Source organism: Amycolatopsis kentuckyensis (assembly GCF_041679295.1).
GTDB classification, from domain to species: Bacteria; Actinomycetota; Actinomycetes; order Mycobacteriales; family Pseudonocardiaceae; genus Amycolatopsis; species Amycolatopsis kentuckyensis_A.
In genome coordinates this window covers 405,865-428,740 of the sequence record NZ_JBGDMD010000004.1, presented here as the reverse complement: position 1 = coordinate 428,740, position 22,876 = coordinate 405,865, and the positions used below count along the sequence as shown (strand labels likewise).

General features: G+C 70.7%; 19 protein-coding genes. 8 read left to right on the top strand and 11 right to left on the bottom strand.

Features of this window, described 5'->3' with window-relative positions:
• Positions 1 to 37 precede the first annotated feature (37 nt).
• The 3 genes from ACERZO_RS18800 to ACERZO_RS18790 are packed head-to-tail and all read left to right on the top strand — an operon-like array spanning position 38 to position 3,432.
• Positions 38 to 1,573, top strand: a complete 1,536-nt coding sequence (locus ACERZO_RS18800) for an alpha/beta fold hydrolase (RefSeq protein WP_372665975.1) — start codon at positions 38 to 40, stop codon at positions 1,571 to 1,573.
• Between the two features lie 42 nt (positions 1,574 to 1,615).
• Entirely contained in the window at positions 1,616 to 2,758 is a 1,143-nt protein-coding gene (locus tag ACERZO_RS18795) for a sensor histidine kinase (protein ID WP_372665974.1), read from the top strand.
• The gene (locus tag ACERZO_RS18790; RefSeq protein ID WP_372665973.1) at positions 2,758 to 3,432 is read left to right on the top strand and encodes a response regulator; all 675 of its coding nucleotides are present in this window, start codon (positions 2,758 to 2,760) and stop codon (positions 3,430 to 3,432) included. The genes ACERZO_RS18795 and ACERZO_RS18790 overlap by 1 nt, the downstream gene beginning before the upstream one ends.
• Before the next feature lie 26 nt (positions 3,433 to 3,458).
• Here the strand turns inward: ACERZO_RS18790 and ACERZO_RS18785 are convergent, their stop codons facing one another.
• Positions 3,459 to 3,986 (bottom strand): helix-turn-helix domain-containing protein, encoded by a 528-nt coding sequence (locus ACERZO_RS18785; RefSeq protein WP_372665972.1) that lies wholly within the window; start codon positions 3,984 to 3,986, stop codon positions 3,459 to 3,461.
• Positions 3,987 to 4,045: 59 nt separating this feature from the next.
• On the opposite strand from ACERZO_RS18785, the gene ACERZO_RS18780 reads away from it, so the two are divergent.
• Both ACERZO_RS18780 and ACERZO_RS18775 read left to right on the top strand, forming a co-directional pair.
• Positions 4,046 to 4,954 carry an alpha/beta hydrolase family protein gene (locus ACERZO_RS18780; RefSeq protein WP_372665971.1) on the top strand — a complete coding sequence of 303 codons (909 nt, stop codon included), beginning with the start codon at positions 4,046 to 4,048 and terminating at the stop codon, positions 4,952 to 4,954.
• An 89-nt stretch (positions 4,955 to 5,043) separates the two neighbouring features.
• Entirely contained in the window at positions 5,044 to 5,907 is an 864-nt protein-coding gene (locus tag ACERZO_RS18775; RefSeq protein ID WP_372665970.1) for a fumarylacetoacetate hydrolase family protein, read from the top strand.
• A gap of 236 nt (positions 5,908 to 6,143) precedes the next feature.
• Here ACERZO_RS18775 and ACERZO_RS18770 read toward each other — a convergent pair whose 3' ends face one another.
• Positions 6,144 to 6,404 carry a hypothetical protein gene (locus tag ACERZO_RS18770; RefSeq protein ID WP_372665969.1) on the bottom strand — a complete coding sequence of 87 codons (261 nt, stop codon included), beginning with the start codon at positions 6,402 to 6,404 and terminating at the stop codon, positions 6,144 to 6,146.
• Between the two features lie 635 nt (positions 6,405 to 7,039).
• Here ACERZO_RS18770 and ACERZO_RS18765 point away from each other — a divergent pair.
• The gene (locus ACERZO_RS18765; protein WP_372665968.1) at positions 7,040 to 7,372 is read left to right on the top strand and encodes a MerR family transcriptional regulator; all 333 of its coding nucleotides are present in this window, start codon (positions 7,040 to 7,042) and stop codon (positions 7,370 to 7,372) included.
• Between the two features lie 21 nt (positions 7,373 to 7,393).
• Here ACERZO_RS18765 and ACERZO_RS18760 read toward each other — a convergent pair whose 3' ends face one another.
• The 5 genes from ACERZO_RS18760 to ACERZO_RS18740 are packed head-to-tail and all read right to left on the bottom strand — an operon-like array spanning position 7,394 to position 12,735.
• Positions 7,394 to 7,639, bottom strand: a complete 246-nt coding sequence (locus ACERZO_RS18760; RefSeq protein WP_372665967.1) for a hypothetical protein — start codon at positions 7,637 to 7,639, stop codon at positions 7,394 to 7,396.
• Positions 7,636 to 9,555, bottom strand: coding sequence for a hypothetical protein (locus ACERZO_RS18755; RefSeq protein ID WP_372665966.1), 1,920 nt, complete (start codon positions 9,553 to 9,555; stop codon positions 7,636 to 7,638). Before ACERZO_RS18755 ends, ACERZO_RS18760 begins: the two co-directional genes overlap by 4 nt.
• Before the next feature lie 3 nt (positions 9,556 to 9,558).
• Complete coding sequence (locus ACERZO_RS18750; RefSeq protein ID WP_372665965.1) at positions 9,559 to 10,494, bottom strand: carbohydrate ABC transporter permease; 936 nt, start codon at positions 10,492 to 10,494, stop codon at positions 9,559 to 9,561.
• Positions 10,484 to 11,389, bottom strand: coding sequence for a carbohydrate ABC transporter permease (locus ACERZO_RS18745; protein ID WP_372665964.1), 906 nt, complete (start codon positions 11,387 to 11,389; stop codon positions 10,484 to 10,486). Before ACERZO_RS18745 ends, ACERZO_RS18750 begins: the two co-directional genes overlap by 11 nt.
• Positions 11,386 to 12,735, bottom strand: a complete 1,350-nt coding sequence (locus tag ACERZO_RS18740) for an ABC transporter substrate-binding protein (protein WP_372665963.1) — start codon at positions 12,733 to 12,735, stop codon at positions 11,386 to 11,388. Before ACERZO_RS18740 ends, ACERZO_RS18745 begins: the two co-directional genes overlap by 4 nt.
• Before the next feature lie 228 nt (positions 12,736 to 12,963).
• Here ACERZO_RS18740 and ACERZO_RS18735 point away from each other — a divergent pair, with 228 nt between their 5' ends.
• Positions 12,964 to 13,725, top strand: a complete 762-nt coding sequence (locus ACERZO_RS18735; RefSeq protein ID WP_372665962.1) for a FadR/GntR family transcriptional regulator — start codon at positions 12,964 to 12,966, stop codon at positions 13,723 to 13,725.
• Between the two features lie 106 nt (positions 13,726 to 13,831).
• Here the strand turns inward: ACERZO_RS18735 and ACERZO_RS18730 are convergent, their stop codons facing one another.
• The 4 genes from ACERZO_RS18730 to ACERZO_RS18715 form a co-directional block, all read right to left on the bottom strand.
• Positions 13,832 to 15,241 carry an endo-1,4-beta-xylanase gene (locus ACERZO_RS18730; RefSeq protein WP_372665961.1) on the bottom strand — a complete coding sequence of 470 codons (1,410 nt, stop codon included), beginning with the start codon at positions 15,239 to 15,241 and terminating at the stop codon, positions 13,832 to 13,834.
• Positions 15,242 to 15,269: 28 nt separating this feature from the next.
• On the bottom strand, positions 15,270 to 16,736 hold the full coding sequence (locus tag ACERZO_RS18725) for an arabinofuranosidase catalytic domain-containing protein (RefSeq protein ID WP_372665960.1): 1,467 nt from the start codon (positions 16,734 to 16,736) through the stop codon (positions 15,270 to 15,272).
• 121 nt (positions 16,737 to 16,857) lie between these two features.
• Positions 16,858 to 19,233 (bottom strand): ricin-type beta-trefoil lectin domain protein, encoded by a 2,376-nt coding sequence (locus tag ACERZO_RS18720; protein WP_372665959.1) that lies wholly within the window; start codon positions 19,231 to 19,233, stop codon positions 16,858 to 16,860.
• 26 nt (positions 19,234 to 19,259) lie between these two features.
• Complete coding sequence (locus ACERZO_RS18715; RefSeq protein ID WP_372665958.1) at positions 19,260 to 21,227, bottom strand: alpha-L-fucosidase; 1,968 nt, start codon at positions 21,225 to 21,227, stop codon at positions 19,260 to 19,262.
• Between the two features lie 255 nt (positions 21,228 to 21,482).
• Between ACERZO_RS18715 and ACERZO_RS18710 the strand changes: the two genes are divergently transcribed.
• Positions 21,483 to 22,871 (top strand): glycoside hydrolase family 43 protein, encoded by a 1,389-nt coding sequence (locus ACERZO_RS18710; protein ID WP_372665957.1) that lies wholly within the window; start codon positions 21,483 to 21,485, stop codon positions 22,869 to 22,871.
• The last annotated feature ends 5 nt before the right edge of the window (positions 22,872 to 22,876 follow it).

Below are 22,876 nucleotides of genomic sequence, written 5' to 3'. Positions count from 1 at the left end.
AGGGCCTGCCGCCGCCGGAAATCGGAGGGCGAGCAGCATGAGCAAGACACGGGGGCGCCGGTTCGGCGCGGCCCTGGCGGTCACCACCTTGACCGTTCTCGGGGTGGCCGCCTGTGACAGCGCGGACGACGAAGACGCCGCGGCGCCCGCCGCCCTCGCCTGGGGACCGTGTCCCGCGCCGGGCGCCACCCGGGATCCGCGGCTCACCTGCGCGAAGGTGAAGGTCCCGCTCGACTACGGCCGGCCGGACGGTACCTCCATCGAGGTCGTCGTCTCGCGCTTGGCCGCCGCCGACCCGGCGAAGCGCCACGGTGTCCTCCTGCTGAACCCGGGCGGTCCCGCGTTGCCGGGACTCGACACGCCCGGCGCGATGGCGCCGACGCTGCCCAAGACCGTCCTCGACGGCTACGACCTCATCGGCTTCGACCCGCGCGGCGTCGGGACGAGCACCCCGCAGAGCTGCGGCCTCGAAGGCCTGAGCACGGCCACCCTTTTCCCCTACCCCGCCGCCGACGGCTCGATCGACGCCAACGTCCAGGCCGCCCGTGACACCGCCGCGAAGTGCGCCGCCAAGGCCGGGGACGACCTGCGCTACTTCACCACCGCCAACACCGCTCGCGACCTCGACCGCGTCCGCGAAGCCCTCGGCGAAGCCAAGATCTCGTACTGGGGCCAGTCCTACGGCACCTACCTCGGCGCCGTCTACAACGCGCTCTACCCGGACCGCGCCGACCGCGTGATCCTCGAAGGCAACGTCGATCCCGCGCACGTCTGGGCCGGGGAAGCGGAAAGCTGGGGAAAGGGCATGGCCGAACGCTTCCCCGACGCGGCCGCCGTCGCCGCCGCGCAGAACGCCGCCCTCGGGCTCGGCGCCACCCCCGAAGAAGTCACCCGGGCCTACCTCGCGCTCGCCGACCGGCTCGACCGCCATCCGGCGCCCGTCCCGGGTACGCCGCAGTCGGTGAACGGGGCCGTGCTGCGCAGCATCACCTACGCACTGCTGCTGCACAACGACACCCTGCCGGTGCTCACCCAGGTCTGGAAGGCCGCCGCGGACCTCGCCGACGGCCGGCTCACCGAAGCCGACGGCGCGGTGCTCAAGCAGGTGTTCGCCGAAACCCCGCCCACGCCGGGGGTTCCCGCGGACAACCAGGCGACCATGTTCCTGGCCCTCACCTGCGGTGACGCCGAGTGGTCCCACGACGTCGGCAGCTACGCGCGGGCCACCGCGGCCGACCGCAAGGCCTGGCCGCTGACCGCGGGCATGCCGGCGAACATCTGGCCGTGCGCCTTCTGGCCGCAGCCGGCCGAAAAGCCGGTCGCCGTGACCGGCACCGGCCCCCGCAACACGCTGATCCTGCAGAACCGCCGCGACCACGCCACCACGTGGGACTCCGGCACGGGACTGCGCCGCACCCTGGGCGACCGCGCCGCTTTCGTCGGCGTCGACAACGGCGGGCACTACGTCTACCACGAAGGTTCGGCCTGCGCCGACACCGCCACCGTGACCTTCCTCGACACCGGGCGGTTGCCGGACCAGGACCTCGACTGCACGGATGTCACCCGGCACTGACCCGGGCATCGGCGAGGGCCGGGAATCGCTAGGCTCCCGGCCATGCCGAAGCCGGGACGTCTCCGCGACCGCTGGGCGCACGTCACCCCGGACGTCCGGGACGCGGCACTCGCCGCGGCCGTCACCGCCGCCGCGTTCGTGCCGGCGCTCGCGATGGTCGGCGCCCAGTTCGGTGACCTGCCGAGGCACGACGGCGGGTTCGCGGCGGCCCTGCTGGTGCTCGGGCAGACGCTCCCGCTGGCGGTGCGCAGCCGGTGGCCCGCGGCCACCCTCGCGATCATCGCGATCTGCTTCGGGGCGCACGAAGTGCTCGCGTACTCCCCCACGTTCGGCAGCCTCGCCCTGTACTTCGCGCTCTATTCGGCCGGGGCGCGGGAGGAACGGTTCCGCCGCGCGCTGCCCGCGGCGGTGTCCGTGGGGTACGCCGCCTTCGCGGTCCTCGTCACCTTGCGCGGATCGCCGACGGACCTGGTGACCTACGTCGTCTACTACGTCGCGCTGGTCCTGTTCTGGGCGCTGGGCGCCTTGGTGCGGCAGCGAAGGCGGGAGGAGGCCGAACGACGACGGCTCACCGCCCGCGCCGCGGCGGCGGAGGAACGGGCGCGGCTCGCCCGCGAACTGCACGACGTCGTCACCCACCACGTGACGGCCATGGTGGTCCAGGCCGACGCCGCCCGGTACCTCCCGCCGGACAACGCCCCCGAGGTGTTCGCCGCCATCACCGGCTCGGGCCGTGACGCCCTCACCGAACTGCGGTTCCTGCTCGGCGTGCTCGAAGCGACCGGCGCCCGCACGCCGGGGCTGAGCGCGTTGCGCGGGCTCGTCGAGCAGCCGGGCCGCGTGGTCGACCTCATCGAGGCGGGCGAACGCCCCGAGCTGCCCCCGGAGACCGAGCTCACCGCGTACCGGATCGTGCAGGAAGCGCTGACCAACGCCGCCAAGCACGCCGCCGGCCGGCCCGCGACGGTGCGCGTCGGCTACGGCGCCGACCTCCTCGAAATCGAGGTGACCACCCGGGGCCCGGCGACCGCGCCCGGCGCGCTCGGCTCCGGCGGCCGCGGGCTGGCCGGGCTGCGCGACCGGGTCGACGCGCTCGGCGGCCGGTTCGCCGCCGGGCCCTCGGCGGACGGATTCCGCGTCAGCGCGCAGTTCCCCGTCTCCGGCATCCCGGCGCGGAGCGCATGATGACCGACGGCCCGATCCGCGTGCTGATCTGCGAAGACCAGCAGCTCATCCGCGCGGGGTACGTGGCCGTGCTCGGTGCCCAGCCGGACATGGAGGTGGTGGGGCAAGCCGAAAACGGCCGCGACGCGCTCACCGAGATCGGCCGGCTGCGCCCCGACGTCGTCGTGATGGACATCCAGCTGCCGTTGCTGGACGGGATCGAGGTGACCCGCCGGGTTTCCGGTCCCCAGGCGGAGAAGCCGGCGAAAGTCCTGGTGGTCACGACGTTCAACGTCGGCCAGTACGTCTACGACGCGCTGCGGGCCGGAGCGAGCGGGTTCCTGCTCAAGGACGCGCCGCTGGACGAGCTCGCGGCGGGCGTGCGCACGGTCGCGCGCGGCGAGTCGTTGCTCTCCCCCGCGGTGACCCGGACGCTGATCGGCCGCTACGCCGACCGGATCCAGCCGGTGGCTCCCGCCGGCGGCCCCTTGGACCGGCTCGCCCCACGCGAGCTGGAAGTGCTCAAGCTGATCGCCGGCGGCCTGTCGAACGCCGAGATCGCGGCCGAGCTGGTGCTGGGCGTGGAGACGGTCAAGACGTACGTCTCGCGCATCCTCACCAAGCTGGACCTGCGGGACCGGGTGCAGGCCGTGGTGCTCGCCTACCGGACCGGGCTGGTCAGCGCCGCGGGCTGAGGCGTCCGGAATGGACAGTGAGCGGCTCAGGCCTCGGCGGGCACGCCGATCAGGCTGATCATCCGGCGGGTGCGGCCGTGGCCGGCGTCGCGGCCGATCCTCGCCGTCACGGCCGCGTGGACCTCGGCCACGAGTTCGGCCATCTCGGTGTCGGTCAGCCACAACGCGGCCTGCTGGTAGGTGACGCCGTCGGCGGCGGGGTCGGGTGATCCGGTGGCGAGGTACCGGTCGAAGTCGGCCAGCAGCCCGCCGACGAACGCGGTGAACGCCCGGCGATGGTCTTCCGTGGTCATCGTGGCGCGGACCTCGGGGGCGATTTCGGTGTGCTGCCACGAAACCCGGTAGGTGCGCTCGACGGCGCCGCGGACGCGTTTCTCGTCGAGGACCTCGAGCACGCCGGCGGCCGCCAGCGCCGCGACGTGCCGGTACATCGTGGCCGGCGGGATGTCCGGCAGCCGCTCGCGCAGCTGCGCGGTCGTGGCGGGGTGGCCGTCCAGGAACGTGCGCAGGATCCGGAGGCGGACCGGGTGCAGCAGCAGGTCGAGCGTCGTCATGGACACATCATTACCCCTGCTGATACCTTTATCAAAACTGAGAACGATGGAGGTCGGACATGATCGAGGCGGAGACCGCGGTGGCGAGGGAGATCGAGCTGGCCGCGCCGGCCGCGGACGGCGTGCTGCTCGCGGGCACTCTCACGCTGCCCGCCGGACCGGGACCGCATCCCGCGGTGCTGTGCCTGCCCGGCTCGGGCAAGCTCGACCGCGATTCCAACGCGGGCAAGCTGCGCATGGACCTGGGACGTCCGCTGGCCGCGACCTTGGCGCGCCACGGCATCGCGTCGCTGCGCTACGACCGCCGCGGCGTGGGGGCCACGCCCGGCGACTGGCACACGGTCGGTTTCCTGGACAACCGCGCGGACGCCGCGGCCGCGCTGCAGGCGTTGCGCGCGCATCCCGAGGTGCGCACGGCCGGCGTGCTGGGGCACAGCGAAGGCGCGGTGCACGCGATGTGGCTGGCCGCCCACGCCTCCCCCGCGGCCGCGGTGCTGCTGGCCGGGTACGCCCGCTCCGGCGAGGCGGCCGTGCGCCGGCAGGGTGGCCGGCTCGCCGAGGCGGTACCGCGCCCGCTGCTGGGCGTTCTGCGTCGCGTGGCTTCGAAGCAGCTGGCCCGGGTCTCCGCGACGACGACCGACGCGGCGCGCGTCGGCGGCATCCGGGTCAACGCCAAGTGGTGGCGCGAGCAGCTGGCCTACGACCCGCGGGCGGATCTGAGCCGCGTCCGGGTTCCCGTCCTGGCGATCATCGGCGAGAAGGACGTCCAGGTCGACCCGGCCGACCTGGACGTGATCGCGGACCTGGTGCCCGGCGCCCGCGTCCGGCGAGTGCCGGACCTGACCCACGTCCTCCGGCGCACCGACGGCCCCGGCACCGTGTTCGGCTACCGCAAGCTGCTCCGCCGGCCCGTCGAGGACGATCTGCTGACCGGCATCGCGCAGTGGCTCGCCGAACGGCTCCGCTGATCCGAAAGCTGTCCGACACTCGTTGACCGCCGCGCTCCGCACTCCGTAGGTTCGACCCCGAACCGAGGAGGTCCGGGTTGAGTCACCTGGTGCGATTCGCCGACGGAACCGGCGGCGTCCGCGTCGGCCTGCTCACCGGCGAGCAGCTGCGGCCGCTCGCGGTGGCGTCGATGAGCGACCTGCTGCGCCGGCCCGTGGCGGAGATCCGCGAGCTGGCCGACGCGGCCGGGGAGCCCGTCTCCACGGACGGGGTGCGGCTGCTGCCGCCGCTGGACGGGCGGATGGAGGTGTGGGCCGCCGGCGTCACCTACCTGCGGTCCGAGGAGGCCCGCCGCGAAGAAAGCGCCGACCAGGACGTCTACGCGCGGGTGTACCGCGCGGACCGGCCGGAGCTGTTCTTCAAGTCGGCCGCGTGGCGCGTGGTCACCGACGAGGAGCCGATCGCCGTCCGCGCCGATTCCGCCAACAACGTGCCGGAGCCGGAACTCGGCCTGGTGCTGACCCACGCCGGGGAGGTCGCCGGGTACGTGGTGGTCGACGACGTCAGCTCCCGCAGCATCGAAGGCGAAAACCCGTTGTACCTCCCGCAGGCCAAGATCTACACCGGTGGGTGCGCGGTGTCGGCGCGGGTCCGGCCGGCGTGGGAGGTGCCGGACCCGCTCTCGCTCGGCCTCCGCATGCGCATCCTGCGCGACGGTCACGAGGTGTTCACCGGTGAGTCCAGCACCGCGCAGCTGAACCGCGAACCGGCGGGACTGGTCGGATACCTCTGGCGGGACAACGACTTCCCCGACGGCGCCGTGCTGTCGACGGGCACGTCCGTCGTGCCCGGCCTCGATCAGGGGCTGCGGCCGGGAGACGTCGTCGAGATCGAGATCGGCGAGGTCGGATCGCTGCGCTCGCCCGTGGTGCTGGGCGCGGACGAGGTGCGCCGGGTGCTCGCGACCCGCTGAGCGCGCAGCCGGTACACCCTGGACGGCTGCCGCGTACCTCTTGCTGAGCGAAGCGGCGGTGGCCGCCACCGCACGGTGAGGATCGCGGAGCCAGACATCCGCGATGATCGGCCGGGCTTCCCCGGAGGTACCGCCCGAACGCGGACTTCTTCAGCAGTGAGGACGGAGCCCCGAAGGGCCGATTCGTCATGCCCGAGCAGAGCGACGGCCGGTGCGGAAGCGGATCCCCAGCGGGATCAAGCGCCCAGGCGGCTGTAGAGCCGACTGGCCAGGGACGCCGCCAGCTGGTTCACCGCCGCGTGCGGGTCGAGCTGCGCGAACTGCCCGAGCAACTCCGCCGCCGCGTAGGCCTCGGCCTCCGACAGCACCGCCACGCACCGCTCCCGCCGGCCCCGCTCCAGCAGCCGCGTCAGCGCCTCGGCGTACTCCTCGAGGTCGGCGACCTCGGTCAGGCCGTAACGCTCATCGAGCGGCTCCCGGACGGCCTCGTCACTCACGGTCGTACCCCTCTTCCTCGGCGTCGCTCCGACACGCAGCAGAAAATCTATGCCAGCCGGGGTAGACATTGACCGGCGGGTGTGGGTAATGTTCTTCTCGTAGCGAGAGAGACAACGTCAAGCAGGCGCGGGAGAGGACGTAACTGCCCGCGAGGTGAGACAAGACGCGGGCGGGGCTGGTGCGCCCGCGGAGATCAGCAGTATCCGTAGTTGTTCCGTGCAAGTGCAGTGGCAGGACCGGTCAGGTGGCCGGAGCCGATCGGTGAACGGGGCTCCGGGCAGTGACCAGCGGCGTCAGCGTGCTGGGACCGATCAGTGGAAGGGTCCCAGCGGTGACGCCAGCAGCAGGTGAAGCAGCAGTACCGAGTAAGTGGAATAAACCGGAAAGAAGGGAACGGAGCCATCATTGGATCGCCCGCGGCGGCCGAGTAGCAATGCCGCGCGGGTGCCGCAGTTCCATCGAGTTCGGAGGTGGTGCTCGGTCACGAGTAAGCGATCCCCGCGGAACCCGGCTTTCGGCCGGACGCGGGTGCAGGAAGCCGGCGGCAACGCCGGTTGACAATGGTGAAACCCAACCCTTGAGGACCCCGGGTGCCGTGCACGGCACCCGGGGTCCTTCGTGATGTGGAGGTGGAATGATTCCTGACCCAGCAGGACCGGCCGCGCCGGGTGCAGCCGACAAGTTCGACGACGAGCACTACCCCGCTTACACCATGGGCCGGGCCGCGGACATGCTCGGCACCACCCAAGGTTTCCTGCGCAGCCTCGACGAAGCCGGGCTGATCACACCGCAGCGCTCCGCCGGCGGGCACCGCCGCTACTCACGCCAGCAGCTGCGCCTGGCCGCCCGCGTGCGGGAGCTGGTCGACCAGGGCACCGCCATCGACGCCGCCTGCCGCATCGTGAGCCTCGAAGACCAGCTCCACGAAGCCCAGCGCCTCAACACCGAGCTCCGCGCCCGCGACTGATCCCCCTCCGGCCCCGGACTGCTACCGCCGCGCCGGCGTGATGCCCGCTCCACGCATCACGTCCTGCGCCGCGGCCGGCCAGTTCCCGTCCGCGACCTTGACGTTGCCGTCGAGGACGTTGTGGTGCGGCCCGAGCACGGTTTCCGCGTTCCCGTAGAACGGGGAGACGTCGAAGAAGGTGATGCCGAGCTCGAGTGCCGTGTGGACGGTGCCGAAGCCGAGTTCGGAGACCTCCGGCCCGGTGGCGCCGAGGGACCGTCGGTTCACGCGGCACGCTCGTCGAACGGGGTGGCGTAGGACGGCGTCCGGACCCGCAGGGCGAGCCTCAGCGTCAACCGGATCCGGCTGGACCGGGGCAGGTCCACCCGCAGCCACGGACCGTCCAGCTCGATCGACGCGGTCGTCACGACCGGTTCGCGGTGGCCGTAGTCGTAGAGGTCGCCGATCCACGACGGGTCCTCGCAGACGCTGTAGTCCACGGCGCGGATGTGGTGCTCGGCGAACGCGCCGGCCTGGACGACGACCGACCGCGGCTCCAGCGGGTCGAGGTTGACCAGCTCGACGACGGTCGCTTCGGGGTCGATGCCGGAAACCAGCGCCGCCACGGACAGCGGCAGGCCCGGCCGTTCCGCCCGTGCGTCGTAGTAGCGGACGCGGGCCTGCGGCAGCCCGCCGTTGTAGACGACCTGCGGCGCGCCCCAGGTGAGCTGGACGAGGGCTTCGGTGACCACGGGGTTGGACTGCTGCCACAGGTGGATGTCGGCTTCGGGCACGGCCCGGCCGCGGTAGCGCTCCATGCGGGTCAGCCGGTGCCGGACCTGGGCCTGCGCGGCGGCCAGGATGCGCTCCGGGTAGTCCGGGTTGTCGCCCGCGAGGTAGGCGAACCACGGCTCCTCGTGCCCGGCTTCCTCCTTGCTGCGGAACGGCCGCACGGTCCGCCAGTCGTGGCCGCCGGCCGCGCGCAGCCGGTCGAGGCGTTCGCGGTCTTCCGGCGCGGCCGTGTGGTGCCACAGCGCGGCCGGGACGCCCATCAGCATCGGGTTGTAGTCGAACCAGCCCCGGTCGTCGTAGCGGAAGGGGACGTGCAGCGTCGGGGTGTCCACGTCGTCCCGCAGCTGCACCGACCACTTGGAGCCGAGGCTGGAATCCGCTTCGGTGAACGCCATGACCTTGCCGTGGGCGATGATCTCGTCCAGCGCCGGGCGCACCAGGTCGGTGAACGTCTCGTCGCCCGTGGCGAGCGCGGCCGACAGGGCGGCGACGACGGCGGCGTGCCCGACGCTGTACCAGCCGTGCGGCCAGGACCAGCCGTAGTGCCCGCCGTACCAGCGCCCCTCCAGCAGCCCGCCGACCGTCCCGTCGGGAGCGACGTTGTCGGGGAGGATGCCGTTGTTGGCCGCCGCGCGGTCCCGCCAGGCGCCCACGTACTCCGCGAGCCAGTCCCGGTAGCGCGGGTCACCGGACAGCAGCAAGGCGTTGAAGACGAGCCCGGAGGCGGCCAGGTTGACCGCGGTGTCCCCCTCCCCCGTCCGCCGCCGCAGCTGCTCGCCCAGCCGCGGGTCGCGGTCCCGTGGGGGCTCCTCGGCGTCCGCGGGCAGCAGCCACTCCAGCGGGAAGCCGTACGTCGCGGCTTCCCGGGGCAGCCACGGGTACGAGCCGCCGTCGAAGAGGCCTTCGCGCGCCGGATCGCTGCCGTTGTGCGGACGGCGGATGACGCGGTGCTCGGGGTCGTAGTTGCCGTGGGCTGGGTCGACGTAGAGCTCGGCGAACCGCAAGGCGCGCTCCCGCCACCGCCCGGGCGCCGCCATGCACAGGAAGTACAGCAGCAGCAGGCTTTCGCCTTGGTGGAACCAGTCGTAGCCGCGTTCGTACTCGTCGTGCAGCATGCCCAGCTCGGTCAGTTGCCGGGTGACGCCTTCCCAGTGCCGCTCCGACTCGGCGAGCAGGTCGCCGGCGCCGCCGAGCAGGTAGAGCTGCGGCCAGTTGAAGAAGGTCTCGTAGAAGTCGTCGACGCCGTCGCGGCTGGTGAGCCCGTCGTCGTAGGTCAGCCGTCCGTCCGGGCCGGTGAAGTCGCGGGCGAACCGGCGCCAGGCCCGGTCGAGCAGGGCGAAGAGCTCGCGCTGGGCGATCGCCCAGCCCGGTGGTTCGAGCAGGGGGACCGAGGCGGTGATGGCGGGGTACATCGGCTACTCCTTGGTCGCGCCGGCCAGCATCCCGGCGACCAGGAAACGCTGGGAGAACAGGAAGACGACGAGGACCGGCGTGATCGCCAGCAGGGTGGCCAGCGCCAGTTCCGGGCGCTGCACCGCGGCGGTGCCGACCGTCGGGTTGAACTGGGGCACCGAGTTCAGCAACGTGCCCAGGCCGACCTGGACCGGGAACTGATCGCTTTCCGGCAGGAGCACGTAGGGCAGGAAGTAGTTGGTCCAGTTGGCCACGAAGCTGAAGAAGCCGACGAGGGCGACGATCGGCACGGCGAGCGGCAGGGCGACGTGGCGGAACACGCCGAATTGCGAGCAGCCGTCGAGCTCGGCCGCGTCGATCAGGTCCCGCGGCACCGCGGTGCTGAAGTAGATGTAGGTCAGGTAGACGCCGAAGGGGTAGAACGAGTACGGCAGGATGATCGACCACATCGAGCCGATCAGGTGCACCGCGTTCACCTCGAGGAACAACGGCACCACGAGGGTCGCGTTCGGCATCAGCATCACGACCAGCGTCGCGACGAGCAGCGTGCGCCGGCCGCGGAACTCGGTCATCGCGAGGGCGTAGCCGGCCGGGATCGCCACGCACAGCGTGATCGCGAGCGCGATGAACGAGTACAGCGCGGAGTTGCCCAGCCACGAGAAGATCGCGTTGTCCTGGAAGGACGTCAGCGCGTGCCAGTTGTCCGCCAGCGCGTGCCACGACCCGAAGGACAGGGGGTTGCCGTGCACGAGCTGGTCGTCGGTCTTCGTGGCCGCCAGCAGGAGCCACGCCACCGGGAGCACGAAGAAGACGAGGAACAGCAGGAGCACCAACGCCGCGAGCGGGTTCGGCAGGCTCCGGGTGCGACGCCGCCGGGCGGCGCCCGCGCGGCGCACCGGCTCGTCCACTCGCGCGGGAAGGCGGATGTCAGTCGGCATCGAAGAACCCCGATCGGGCGACGAACACCCCGGCGACGACCAGCCCGACCAGCAGGAGCTCCACGGAAATCGCCGCGGCGGTGTTCACGTTGTCGTTCTGGAAGGCGAAGTCGTAGGAGAGCTGGTTGAGCGAGTAGTCGCGGCCCGCCACGCCGACACTCGCCTGCGACAGCAGCTGCGGTTCGACGAACAGCTGGGTCCCGCCGGCGAACGCCAGGATGACCATGTAGACGATCCACTTGCGCAGCAACGGGATCTGGATGCGCCAGGCCGTCTGCCACGCGCCCGCGCCGTCGATCCGGGCTGCCTCCAGCAGATCGGGCGAAATGTTGTTCAGCGCGCCGTACATCACCACGATCCAGCCGCCCGCCCCGGTCCAGAAGGCGATCAGGGTGAACAGGACCGGGAGGTGGTCCGGCGCGACGACCTGGCCGAAGGTGTCGAACCCGAGCACGCGCAGCAGCGCGCTCACCGGGCTCACCGACGGGTCCAGCATGAACAGCCACACCATGACGCTCGCGGCGCCGGCCAGCGCGCCCGGGATGTAGTACAGGAAGCGCAGGGCCTTGCTCGCCCCGTTCGAGGTCACGCGGTGCAGCAGCAGTGCGAGCCCGACCACGAACACGACCAGGGAAACCAGCCAGCACACCAGGTAGAGCGCCACGTGCCCGACCGCGGCGAGGTACCGGAAGTCGCCGGCGGCTTCGACGAAGTTCGAGAAGCCGGTGAATTCGTCCCCCGCGTCGGTGAAGGCGAAGTACACCGCGTACACGGTGGGAACGACCCCGAACGCGATCAGCAGGACGACGTAGGCGGCGACGAACAGGTGACCCGCCCGGTCCGGCCGGAAGACCCGCCGCGGTGACGGGCTCCCGGCCGGGGCGGCGCTGGTCACTGGCTGACCTCGTACCCGTTGGAACGCGCGTAGTTCGTGATCGCGGTCTGCCACTCGGGCAGCATCGAGACGATCGTCTTGCCCGCCGTCAGCCCCGGGGTCACGGTCGCCGCCCAGATCGCCTCCTGGCTGAACTGGCCGTAGCCCCACCCCGGCCACACCTGCGGGGCGGCCGCCTGCAGCGGGACCGTGATGTCGTTGGCGTAGTACTTGCTCGAGGACTGCTTCGCCAGCCAGGTCTTCGCCGCCGCCGCGTGTGCGGGGTAGCCCGGCGCGATCTTGCCCTGGTACTCGTCCGAGGTGGTGACCCAGGTGAGGAAGTCGGTCGCGTCCTTGAGGTTGGCGCTGTGGGCGGACAGCAGCCAGGTGCCGCCGCCTACGTTGCCGACCGACGGCGCGGGGTCGCCGGCCCACTGCGGCAGCGGGGCGGCCGCGATCTGACCGGCGGGGGTCTTGAACGACTCCTGGAACACCGAGCCGCCGAACCACGACGGCCCGGGCATCATGAGGATCTTGTCCGCGGCGTTCTTGGCGAAGTCGGAGCTGAACACGCTGCTGGTGGACATCGTGCGGTTCTGGACGAGCGTGTCGAGCAGCGACGCCATCCGGGTGCAGTTCGGGCTCGTGGTGTTCACCTTGACCGACTTCGGGCCGGTGATCTCGTTGGCCCCGCACTTGGACGCCCAGAGGTAGATCTCCGGGGTGAAGTTGTCGCCGGCCGTGCCCACGAAGTAGCCGGGGTGCTCGGCGGCGACCCGCCGGCCCAGCGCCTGGTACTCCTCCCAGGTCTTGGGCACCTGGTAGCCCCACGACTGCATCAGCGGCGCGTTGTACCAGAGGACGGTCTGGGCGAGGTCGTTGCGCAGGCAGTAGAGCGTGCCCTCGACCGTGCACGGGTCGTTGGCCCCGGCGGTCCAGCCGCTCAGGGTGGCGTCCGGGATCTGCCCCTTGTCGAGCGGTGCGGTGAACCCGGCCTGCACCGCCCAGCTGACCTCGTTGTTCTGCGAGCTGAACACGACGTCCGGCCAGCCGCTGCGGGTGCGGTTGAACAGGCTCACCTTGGTCTGCAGGTAGTTCGAGCCGTTGGCGTCCCCGTCGTAGGTGACGATGTCCAGCTGCACCGACGGGTGCTGCTGCTGGTAGAGCTGGGCCGCGGGCAGCCGCGTGGAATCGACCCAGACGGTGATCTTCCCGCCCGTCTGCGGCACCGGCTGGAACCCGCCCTGGGCCCCGCTGCCGCTCCCGCCGTTGCCGCAGGCCGTGACCGCGGCGAGCACGACCCCGGCGACGAGCGCCGCGTACCGCCTGGGGCTTCTGGCTCCCGTAGCGCGCACCTGAACTGTCATGAGGTACTCCACTTCATCGTGGCACCCGCAGTCACACCTGACGCGATGGCGAACATATCGTATGTGTCGTACATATTGCTGCGAGCGGTCTCTACAGGGACCTATCACAGCTGCAAGAGCGTCCTTCGTCAAGAGTCCGTCCGAGAGAAGATAAGTACTACACATTTGGCTGCGACTTGTGCGAATGTAGGGTTCACCGCAGACATCGCCGACGAAGGAGACAGCCGGGTGGACGAGACGCGCGCAGCCGGCGAACCCGGTCCGCCGGCACCCCGGGAAGCCGCCTACCGGCCCGGGTACGAACGCGTCGCCGAGCAGATCCTCCGGCTCATCGCCGAGCTGCGCCTGCAGGCCGGTGACCGCATGCCGACGGAGAACGAGCTGGCCGTCCGGCTGGGCGCGTCACGCACCGTGGTGCGCGAAGCGATCAAGATCCTCTCCGCCATCGGGCGGGTGCGCGCCCAGAAGGGGCGCGGCCTCTACGTGGCCGACGACGAGGGGATGCTCGGCTCGGCCCGGTGGTCGGGCTTCTTCCTGCCGACCGACCTGGACCACGTCTACATGCTGTTCGAGTTCCGCCGCGTCCAGGAGATGACCGCCAGCAGGCTGGCCGCCACCCGGGCCACCCCGGTCGAGCTCCGGGCGATCGAGGCGGCCACGGAAACCTGCCGCCAGGGACACCTGACCGGCGAAGCACCGCTGTTCGACCGCGGCGACGACGACTTCCACCTCGGGATCGCCGCCGCGTCCCACAACCCGTTCCTCCTGGCCGCCGTCCGCGAAGTCCGCCGGCTGCAGCACCAGTCCAGCACCATCGGGCTCGACGGCACCGTCGGCGGGCACGCCGCGGAGGCGGTCGAAGAGCACGCGGCGATCTACGAGGCCATCCGCGACGGCGACCCGGACGCCGCCGCGGAGGCCGCCGCGGTGCACCTCGACAACACGTTGGAGGACTACCGCCGCGAGATCCGCCGGCGCGTTTTCGGCTGACGACCGGCCACGACGAGGGCGGCCACCGGTACTGGTCGACGCCCTCGGTGCGGCCTGCTTCGTCACGCCCGCCGGAGCCGGAGGTGGCGACGCAGACCGCGGACCATCAACTCGCCGGCCCGGTCCACCGCTGGTTCGACCCGCCGTTGCAGGTCCAGACGATCACGGCGGTCCCGTTGGCGGTCCCGGCGCCCGTCACGTCCAGGCACAGGCCCGACTGGGTGTTCGTGATCGTGCCGTTGCCCGGGAACGTCCACTTCTGCCCGTTCCCGCCGGTGCAGTTCGCGATCACCGCCGCGGTGCCGGCGGCCGTCCCGCCGCCCGCGGTGTCCAGGCACCGCTGCGTGCTCCCGGCGTAGACCGTCAACGTCCCGGAACTCGTGCGGGTCCACTGCTGGTTCGTCCCGCCGTGGCAGTCCCAGATCTGCAGCGCGGTGCCCGCGGTCGTCGACGAGCTCGGCACGTCCAGGCAGCGGTTCGCGGCCACCGCACGCAGCGCGGCGTCACCTCCGCCGCCACCACCGCCGTTGAGCGCGTCGAGGACGGCGGTGTAGGCCTGCTTCTTGCCGTAGTTGCCGTCGAACAGCAGCGGCGTGTCGCCCGAACGCCACGAGTACTTGTCCGTGACGCCCCAGGCCGTGATGCCGGTGCAGCGGGAGACCGCCAGGCACGCCTGGGTGACCTGCCGGAACACGTTCGCCTGGCCGGAACCCGAACCGCCGACGTCCAGCTCGGTGATCTGCACGTCGACCCCGAGGTCGGCGAAGCGCTGCAGGTTGGCCTGGTAACTGCTCAGGTTGGACGTCGAGCCGAGGTGGCTCTGGAAGCCCACGCAGTCGATCGGCACGCCGCGGCTCTTGAAGTCCCGGACCATGGTGTAGATCCCGGTGCTCTTCGCGTTGACGCCGTCGGTGTTGTAGTCGTTGTAGCAGAGCTTGGCGTTCGGGTCGGCCGTGCGGGCCGCGCGGAACGCCTCCTCGATGTAGCCGTCGCCGAGCTTCTGCTGGAACACCGACTGGCGGCGGCTGCCGTTCTCCTCGAACGCCTCGTTGACGACGTCCCACGCGTAGAGCTGGCCCTTCCAGTGCCCGGCCACCTGGCTGATGTGGTTCTGCATCGCCGACCGCAGGTTGCTCGCGTCCAGGCCGCTCACCCACCCGGCGAGCTGCCCGTGCCACACCAGCGTGTGCCCGCGGATCTTCATGCCCTTGCTCCGGCCCTGGCTGACGATCTGCTCCCCCGGCCCGAAGTCGAACTGGTTGCGGTTCGGCTCGACCGTGGCCCACTTCATCTCGTTTTCCGGGGTGACGCCGTTGTGCTCCGCCGTCCACGTGTTCACGTAAGCCGCTTCGCCGAGGTGGCTCGTGGAGATCGCGGCACCGAAGTACCGCCCGCTCTGCGCCGCCGCGGCGCCGAGCGTGCTCGCCGCGCCCGCGGTGCCGGGGACCAGCACCAGGGAGGCAGCCGTGAGGCCGGCGGCGAGTGCGGCCCGCCGCCGGATCGGACTGGTGGTCATCACAACCTCGTTCCTTCCTCGAAGGTGCCTACCCCAGCGTCCACTGCTGGTTGCTGCCGCCGTTGCAGGTCCACAGCTCCACCAGCGCGCCGTTCGCCGTCGACGCGCTCGTCACGTCCAGGCACAGCCCGGACTGCGCGCCGGTGACCGTGCCGTTGGAGTTGACGGTCCACTGCTGGTTGGCCCCGCCGTTGCAGGACCAGGTCACCACCTTCGTCCCGGCGCTCGTCCCGTTGCCCGAGGCGTCCAGGCAGAGCGTCTGCCCGCCGACGGTGGCGGTCAGCTGGTTCGACGACGTGCGGGTCCAGCTCTGGTTCGCCTGGCCGCTGCAGCTGTAGATCTGCAGCTGGGTGCCGGGCGTGGTGGTGGAGCCGGGGATGTCGAGGCACTTACCGGCGCCGACGGCGTGCAGCGGCCCGGTGGTGGTGCCGCTGCCGCCGGTGCCGTACCCGGCCGCGGTGATGTTGGCCTGCACGGCGTTTTCGGTGGCGTCGGACGGATAGCCCGAAGTCATCACGCCTTCGTAGAACGTGCCCGCGGAACCGATGCTGTTGTCGCCCCCGGTGCCGAGGATGATCGCGCCTTCCTTGCGCATCGGGTTGTAGCCGGACACGTTGGGGCGGGCGCCGTCGTAGAAGGTGGACAGGCCGCCGGACTGCGCGTTGCCGCCGCGGATGGCCCAGTGGTTGGGGCCGCCCTTGATGATGGCGGTCAGGTAGCGGTGGCTGATGCTGGGGTCGTTGGCGTTGTAGCGCTGGTTGATCCCGGAGAACAGGCCGTTCTCGAGGTCGGCCATGATCCACGGGCCGTTGCCGGCGCCGTAGCCCCAGACCTTGATGTTGCCGAAGTAGATGGCCTCCATCGTGCCGTTGCCGTTGTCCCGGCTGTTGCGCTCGGCGTTGCCGTAGTCGAAGCAGCAGCCGCCGTTGTAGTGCGTGCCGTCGAAGATCGCGTACATGCCCTCCGGCTGGTCACCGGTCGCCGTGCCGGTGGCGTTGTTGTTCCGGTACCCGGTGCCGGGGGCCACGAACACTCCGTACGCCTTCTGCCCGCCGACGGTGATCGGGGCGGCCGCCGCGTTGGCGAGGTTGTCGTAGCCGCCGGCAGCCGGCCCTTGGAACCCGCCCGGTGGAGCTTGCGTGAGGTGGTTGCCGCGGCCGGACTGGTCGTAGATGACGGTGATCAGGCAGGTCGTCCCACCGCAGAAGGAATCCTGCGTCGCCGCGTTCGCGACACCGCCCGCGCTCAGCAGGCCGATGTCCCGCGTCGCGTTGTCCGACGCCCGCCGGACCTGGTACAGAGCGCCGTTGTACGCACCGTACAGCGCCCGGGTGGTGGAATGCGCGGCCACGCACGGCGTGCCGCCCGCGGCGTAGAGGTCGCACGGTCCTTGCGTGGCGGCCTGCGCCGGTGCGGCCGGGCCGGCCAGCGCCCCCGCGGCGAGCGCCACCGCGGCTCCCGTGGTCTGCAGCGACCTTCTCCATCGTGCTTTCATCGAACTCCTTTGTCCGAGGGGAAAGGCGAACGGCCCAGCGCCCCAATGTGGCCTTGGTTGCGTCCTGCGCACCGAAGGGCCCCTTGGGTGCGTCTGACGCACCGAAGGCCACATTGGGGCGCTAGCTCCGCGCCCACTTCTGGGCGGCACTGCCCGTGCAGGCCTGCAGGGTCACCGGCGTGCTGTTCCCGGTGCCCCCGTTCGGGGCGAGGCACAGTCCTGATTGGACGCCGGTGATCGTGCCGTCGGCGTTCGCGTTCCACTGCTGGTTCGTGCCGCCCGTGCAGTCCCAGATGATCGCCCGGGTGCCGGCCGTCGTGCTCGCGCCTTCGGCGTCGAGGCACTTGGCGCCGTACACCAGCAGCTGCTTCCCCGAGGTGAGCGTCCACTGCTGGTTCCCGCCGCCGTTGCAGTCCCACAACGCGACCTGCGTGCCGTTGGCCTGGGACACGTTGGGGACGTCGAGGCAGCGGCCGGAGCCGGTGTTGCGCAGCACCGACGTCGACCCGCCACCCGAACCGGTCACGGCGAGGTTGTCGAACTGGGCGGTCTCCCCCGTGCTCGTGCCGATCCCGGCCTGGCCGGCCGGGAAGGTGCTGTCGGTGACCGTGCCGAGCACGGCGCCGTCGACACTCGCGGTGATGGTGCTGCCGGCGAAGCCCAGGGCCAGCTTGTGCCAGCGGTTCGTGCCCAGCGCGGTCGTCGTGCCGCTGCGCAGCGTCGTGACCTGCTGGCTGGTGTTGTTGCGCTGGATCGACCACGCGCCGGTGTCGCTGATCCGCAGGTAGTAGGCGTTCACCGCGCCCTGATTGCCGGTGTCCTGGGAGCCGACCCGGCCGAGCAGCTGGGCCGACCCGGACTTCTCCAGCAGCACGTCCGCGTTGACCGTGTAGTTGCTCCAGGCGACGTTGCCCAGCAGCGCGTAGGGATCGACGAACTTCTTCCAGGGGATCGTCTTCTGCGGCGCGGCCTGGCGCACGCACGTGCCGGCGCGGCCGGCCCCGCAGGCGGACGTCTCGAAGGCGCCCTCCATGTCCATCAGGTACTTGGCTTCCTTGCCCGTCGCGTACCCGTCGAAGTCGTCGCTGTAGGGCAGGTTCAGCGAGCCCTGGGACGGGCTGGTCGCGGTGCCCTTGCCCTGCCCGGTGGTGGTCGTGATCGTGTACAGGTAACCGGGCTGCGCGGTCAGCGAGAACGCTCCCCCGGACGGCGTGATGTCGGCCGTGTGCTTGAAGAAGTCGGCGGGGTTGTTCGAGTTCAGGTTGGTCGCCCACACGTGCACCTGGCCGGTCGACAGCCCGCCGGTGACGTTCAGGTTCAGCGTCTGGGCCGCGGTGGCGTCCATCGTCTCGACGACCGTGCTGTAGTCGCCGGTGCTCGGGGACCTCAGCGAGACGTAGCTGCCGTTGGCGCGGTTGCCGCCGAGGTAGCCGCTGGAGGCGTCGAGGTACTTCCAGCCGGGCGCGGTGAACTGCGTGGTGTGCGCGAGCGCCCAGGCGTCCTTGCCGACCGAGTAGTAGCCCGACCACGGCTGGTTGGCGAGGATCAGCCCGACGGTCGGCCAGGGGATGTTCGGCGTGGTGGCGGCGATGAGGTCCCAGTTGAGGTAGGCGGTCATCCTGCCGTCGAGGTAGACGCGGTTGATGCCGCGGGCCAGCGGCTTGGCACCGTCGTTGTAGTCCTGGGAACCGTTCTCGCTGGACCACAGCGTCTTGCCGGTGCCCGTGACGCTGGACGGGACACTGCACGACGTCTGCGCGCTGAGGTAGCCGCAGGTGTAGTGGGCGCTGAGCACGTCCGTCGCGTTGCGGTAGGCCGTGTTGGTCGAGATCGCGCTCGCGGGCCCCCAGTCCCCCGGCCACGAGTCACCGGAGATGACCTTGACCGCGCTGTACCCGTTGGCGTTGAGCGCGTTGCGGAGGGTCACGGTCCAGTCGGCGCTCCACTGCTTCTCGTTCTGGACGCTGGTGAGGTAGTCGATCGTCAGCCCGTGCTGCTTCGCGCACCCGAGCCACGACAGGTAGTAGCCGGTGAGGTCGTCGGAGAAGAACGTGCCGTTGCCGATCCAGCCCGGCGCGCCCCACGGCAGGCCCACGAGCTTGATGCCGGGGTTGCGCGCCTTGGCCTGCTCCATGATCCACCACTCGTACCCGCGGTTGCAGTCCAGGTCGCCGCGGAAGTGCGCGTGGCTGGGTTCCGCCCCGCTGGTCGAGTTGGTGTCCCCGCCCATCTCCACCTTGAGGATCTGCAAAGCGGCGCCGTAACCCGGCTTGAAGAGGTAGTCGAGGATCTGGCCGCGCTGGGGCTCGGGGTAGTCGATCAGCAGCCGGCTGTTGCCGCCCCCGCCGCTGACCGCGCCGACGCCGTCGAACGTGCGCCCGGCCGACCCGCCGTCGATCGTGATCGAGGTGGCGGCCTCGGCCGGCGCGGGGGTGGCCACCACGCCGGCGGCCAGGAAGACGGTGGCGACCGCCATCCGCAGCAGGGTTCGGGGCATGGCAGTTCTCGCTTCCGACGAAGGGTTCAGACGGCCGTGACGGTCCACTGGTTGTTGGTGCTGCCGTTCGGCGCCCACAGCACCACGGCCGAGCCGGCCGCCGTGCTGCCCGCGCCGTCGAGCGCGGTACCGGTGGCCCGGTTGACGATCTGGTAGCGGCCGTTGCCGAGCGCGGCGAGCCGCCACTGCTGGTTGTCGCTGCCGGTCCAGGCGGCCTGCACGGCGTTGACGCCGTTGCCGGTCCGGCCGCCGCTGTCGGCGACCATGCCGTTGGTGCGGTTGACGATCCGGTGGTAGCCGGTGCCCAGGTCGACCAGCTGCCAGTGCAGGTTGGTGGAACCGTCGTAGGACCACTGCTTCAGCACCGACCCGGCCGCGACGTTCCCGCCGCTGTCGAGCACCAGACCCGTCGTGACGTTGGCGATCCGCACCCAGCTCGTGGGGACCGGACCCGAGCCCAACGCCGGGATCTGGCCGGAGAACGTCAGCTTCACGACGTACGCCGGGGCGCTGAACGGCGTCGACGGCAGCCGGACGTGCAGCCCGGAGCCGTCCTGCGTGCGGTCGGGCAGGTCGGTGTACGACCCGGCCGTGGAACCGAGCAGCTGCACCGACTTCAGCGAGCCGAGGTTGATCCGGCCCGAGCCGAGCGTCGTGATGTCCAGCGTGCCGCCCGGCCAGCCCAGGACCGTGGCGTAGAGGACGGTGTTGTCCTTGCTGCGGGTGAACCGGATGTCGCGGCTGGTGCCCTCGCGGGGTATCGTGAAGGAGCCGCCACCCATCTGCGTCGGGCCCTCGCCGTAGGCCGACCAGGCGCGGGTGGCGTAGATCGACTCGCCGAAGCGGGCGAGGTAGTCGCCGATGCCGAGCAGGATCGTGCGCTGTCCGGCCGGGATGGTGCCGTCGGCCATCGGCGCGATGTTGAGCAGCATGGTGCCGTTCTTGCTGACGCGGTCGATCAGCGAATGCAGCATCGCCTTCATCGAGTAGTAGCCGATGCCGGTCGTGTAGCACCAGCTCGAGCTGGAGATGCTGTCGTCGGTCAGCCAGTACGGGTTCTGGATGTCCCCCGGCCCGCCGCGCTCGAAGTCGAAGACCTCACCGCGGTTGTCGAAGCCGTCCTTGTAGGTGGCGACGACATCCTTGTTCCACGCGACGGCCTTGTTGTAGTAGTACGAGAGGAAGTTGAGTCGCCGGGACTCGTCGACGCGGGGCAGGTTGAAGTCCTGCCACAGCAGATCCGGCTGGTAGCCGTCGATCACCTCGGCCAGCTTGTCGTACCAGAGCTGGTTCTCCGCTGCCGAACCCAGCTGGCCGTACAGCTTGCGCAGGCTCGCGTCCGACTGCGCCGGGACGTGGTCGTAGTAGCCGGTGAAGTGGTAGGCGTGGTGCAGCGACACCATGAACTTCAGGCCCCGGGCGCGGATCGCGTCGGCGTGCAGCCGCACCAGGTCCAGCCGCGGTCCCTTGGCGACGGAGTTCCATTCGTTGACGGCGCTGTTCCACATCGAGAAGCCGTCGTGGTGCTCGGCGACCGGGCCGGCGAACTTCGCGCCGGCGTCGGCGAACAGCTGCGCCCACTCGGCGGGGTCGAAGTTCCCGCCCGCGGACTTGAGCTTCGGGGCGAACTGCACCCAGTTGCCGGCCTTGTCGCGGGCCCCGTTGACGAAGTTGTGGTAGGGCCACGCCGACGGATCGCCGAACACGGCCTTGTGGTGGTTGTTCTCGCTCGACCCGCTGACGTACATGTTCCGCGGGTACCACTCGTTGCCGAACGCGGGGACGCTGAAGGCACCCCAGTGGAAGTAGATGCCGAACTTGGCGTCCTGGAACCAGTCCGCCGCGGGCGGGTGCTGGTCGACCGACGACCAGGTGGGCGTGTAGCTGCTCGGCCCGGCGGTGGCCGACGCGATCCCGCCGCGCAGCAGCCCGGCCGTCGCCGCGCCGCTCACGGTGATCAGGCCCAGCATGGCGCGGCGGCTGAACTCGGGCATGGCGGGAAGCCTCCTCGAAGCCGGATTGAGTTAGCGCTAACACGACCTGTTTAGGCTCCGCCGACACCGGCGGTCAAGCCTTGCCCGCGCCCGAAAACGGGGAACGCGGCGAACTCCCAGCGTGCACCGCTCGAACGACGTGAAACTTTCATGCGTTGCGACGAATGCTTGTGAGCGTGAACATCAGCGTGCCAGACTGCTCTCCGCCTGGCCTCGGAGCGCGAGCAACGGTGACCACAAATCGAAGGAGCACCCGTGAAAGTCGCTTCCTCGCCTTCGGCGATCGTCAAGCCCCGGCGGGCGTTCACCCTCGTCGTCGCGCTGTTGTGCGCGCTCGGGCTGTTCCCGGCCGCGGCCGTGGCGGACAACCCGATCATCCAGACGATCTACACCGCCGACCCGGCACCGCTGGTCTACAACGGCCGCGTCTACCTCTACACCGGGCACGACGAAGACGCCTCGACGTACTACACCATGAAGGAATGGCGGGTGTGGTCGTCGGCCGACATGGTGAACTGGACCGACCACGGATCGCCGTTGAACCTCGCGAGTTTCAGCTGGGCGAGCGCCAACGCCTGGGCGGGCCAGACCGTCTACCGCAACGGCAAGTTCTACTGGTACGTCCCGATGACGGTCCGGGCGACCGGTGCGATGGCCATCGGCGTGGCCGTGTCGACCAGTCCGACCGGGCCGTTCAGCGACGCGCTCGGGCACCCGCTCGTCGCCAACGGCGAGTTCGACCCCACGGTGTTCGTCGACGACGACGGGCAGGCCTACCTGTACTGGGGCAACCCGCACCTGTGGTACGTGAAGCTCAACGCCGACATGATCTCCTACTCCGGCGGGGTGAACCAGATCCCCCTCACCACGGCCGGGTTCGGCACGCGCCCGGGGAACACCAGCCGGCCGACGCTGTTCGAGGAAGGGCCGTGGGTCTACAAGCGCAACGGCCTGTACTACAACGTCTTCGCGGCGAAGTGCTGCTCGGAGTTCATCGGTTATTCGACCGCGCCCGGCCCCACCGGGCCGTGGACCTACCGCGGGACGGTCATGCCCACCCAGGGCAGCAGCTTCACGAACCACCCGGGCGTGATCGACTTCAACGGGAACTCGTACTTCTTCTACCACAACGGCGCTTTGCCGGGCGGCGGTGGCTACACGCGCTCGGTGGCCGTGGAGAAGTTCACCTACAACGCCGACGGCTCGATTCCGACGATCACCATGAGTACGGCCGGCGCACCACAGGTCGGGACGCTGAACCCGTACACGCGGCAGGAAGCGGAGACGATCGCCTGGGAGTCCGGCGTCGAGACCGAGCCGTCCACCGAAGGCGGGATGAACGTCGGCTACCTCGAGAACGGGGACTGGATCAAGGTCAAGGGCGCCGCTTTCGGTGCCGGCGCCCGGTCTTTCACCGCGCGGGTCGCTTCCGCGGCGGCCGGCGGGCGGATCGAGCTCCGGCTGGACGGCACCGGCGGCACCCTGGCCGGCACCTGCACCGTCGGCGGCACGGGTGGCTGGCAGACCTGGACGAGCGTGTCCTGCCCGGTGACCGGAGCCACCGGGACGCACGACCTGTACCTCCGGTTCACCGGCGGCAGCGGCTACCTGTTCAACCTGAACTGGTGGCAGTTCGCGGCCTGACGACT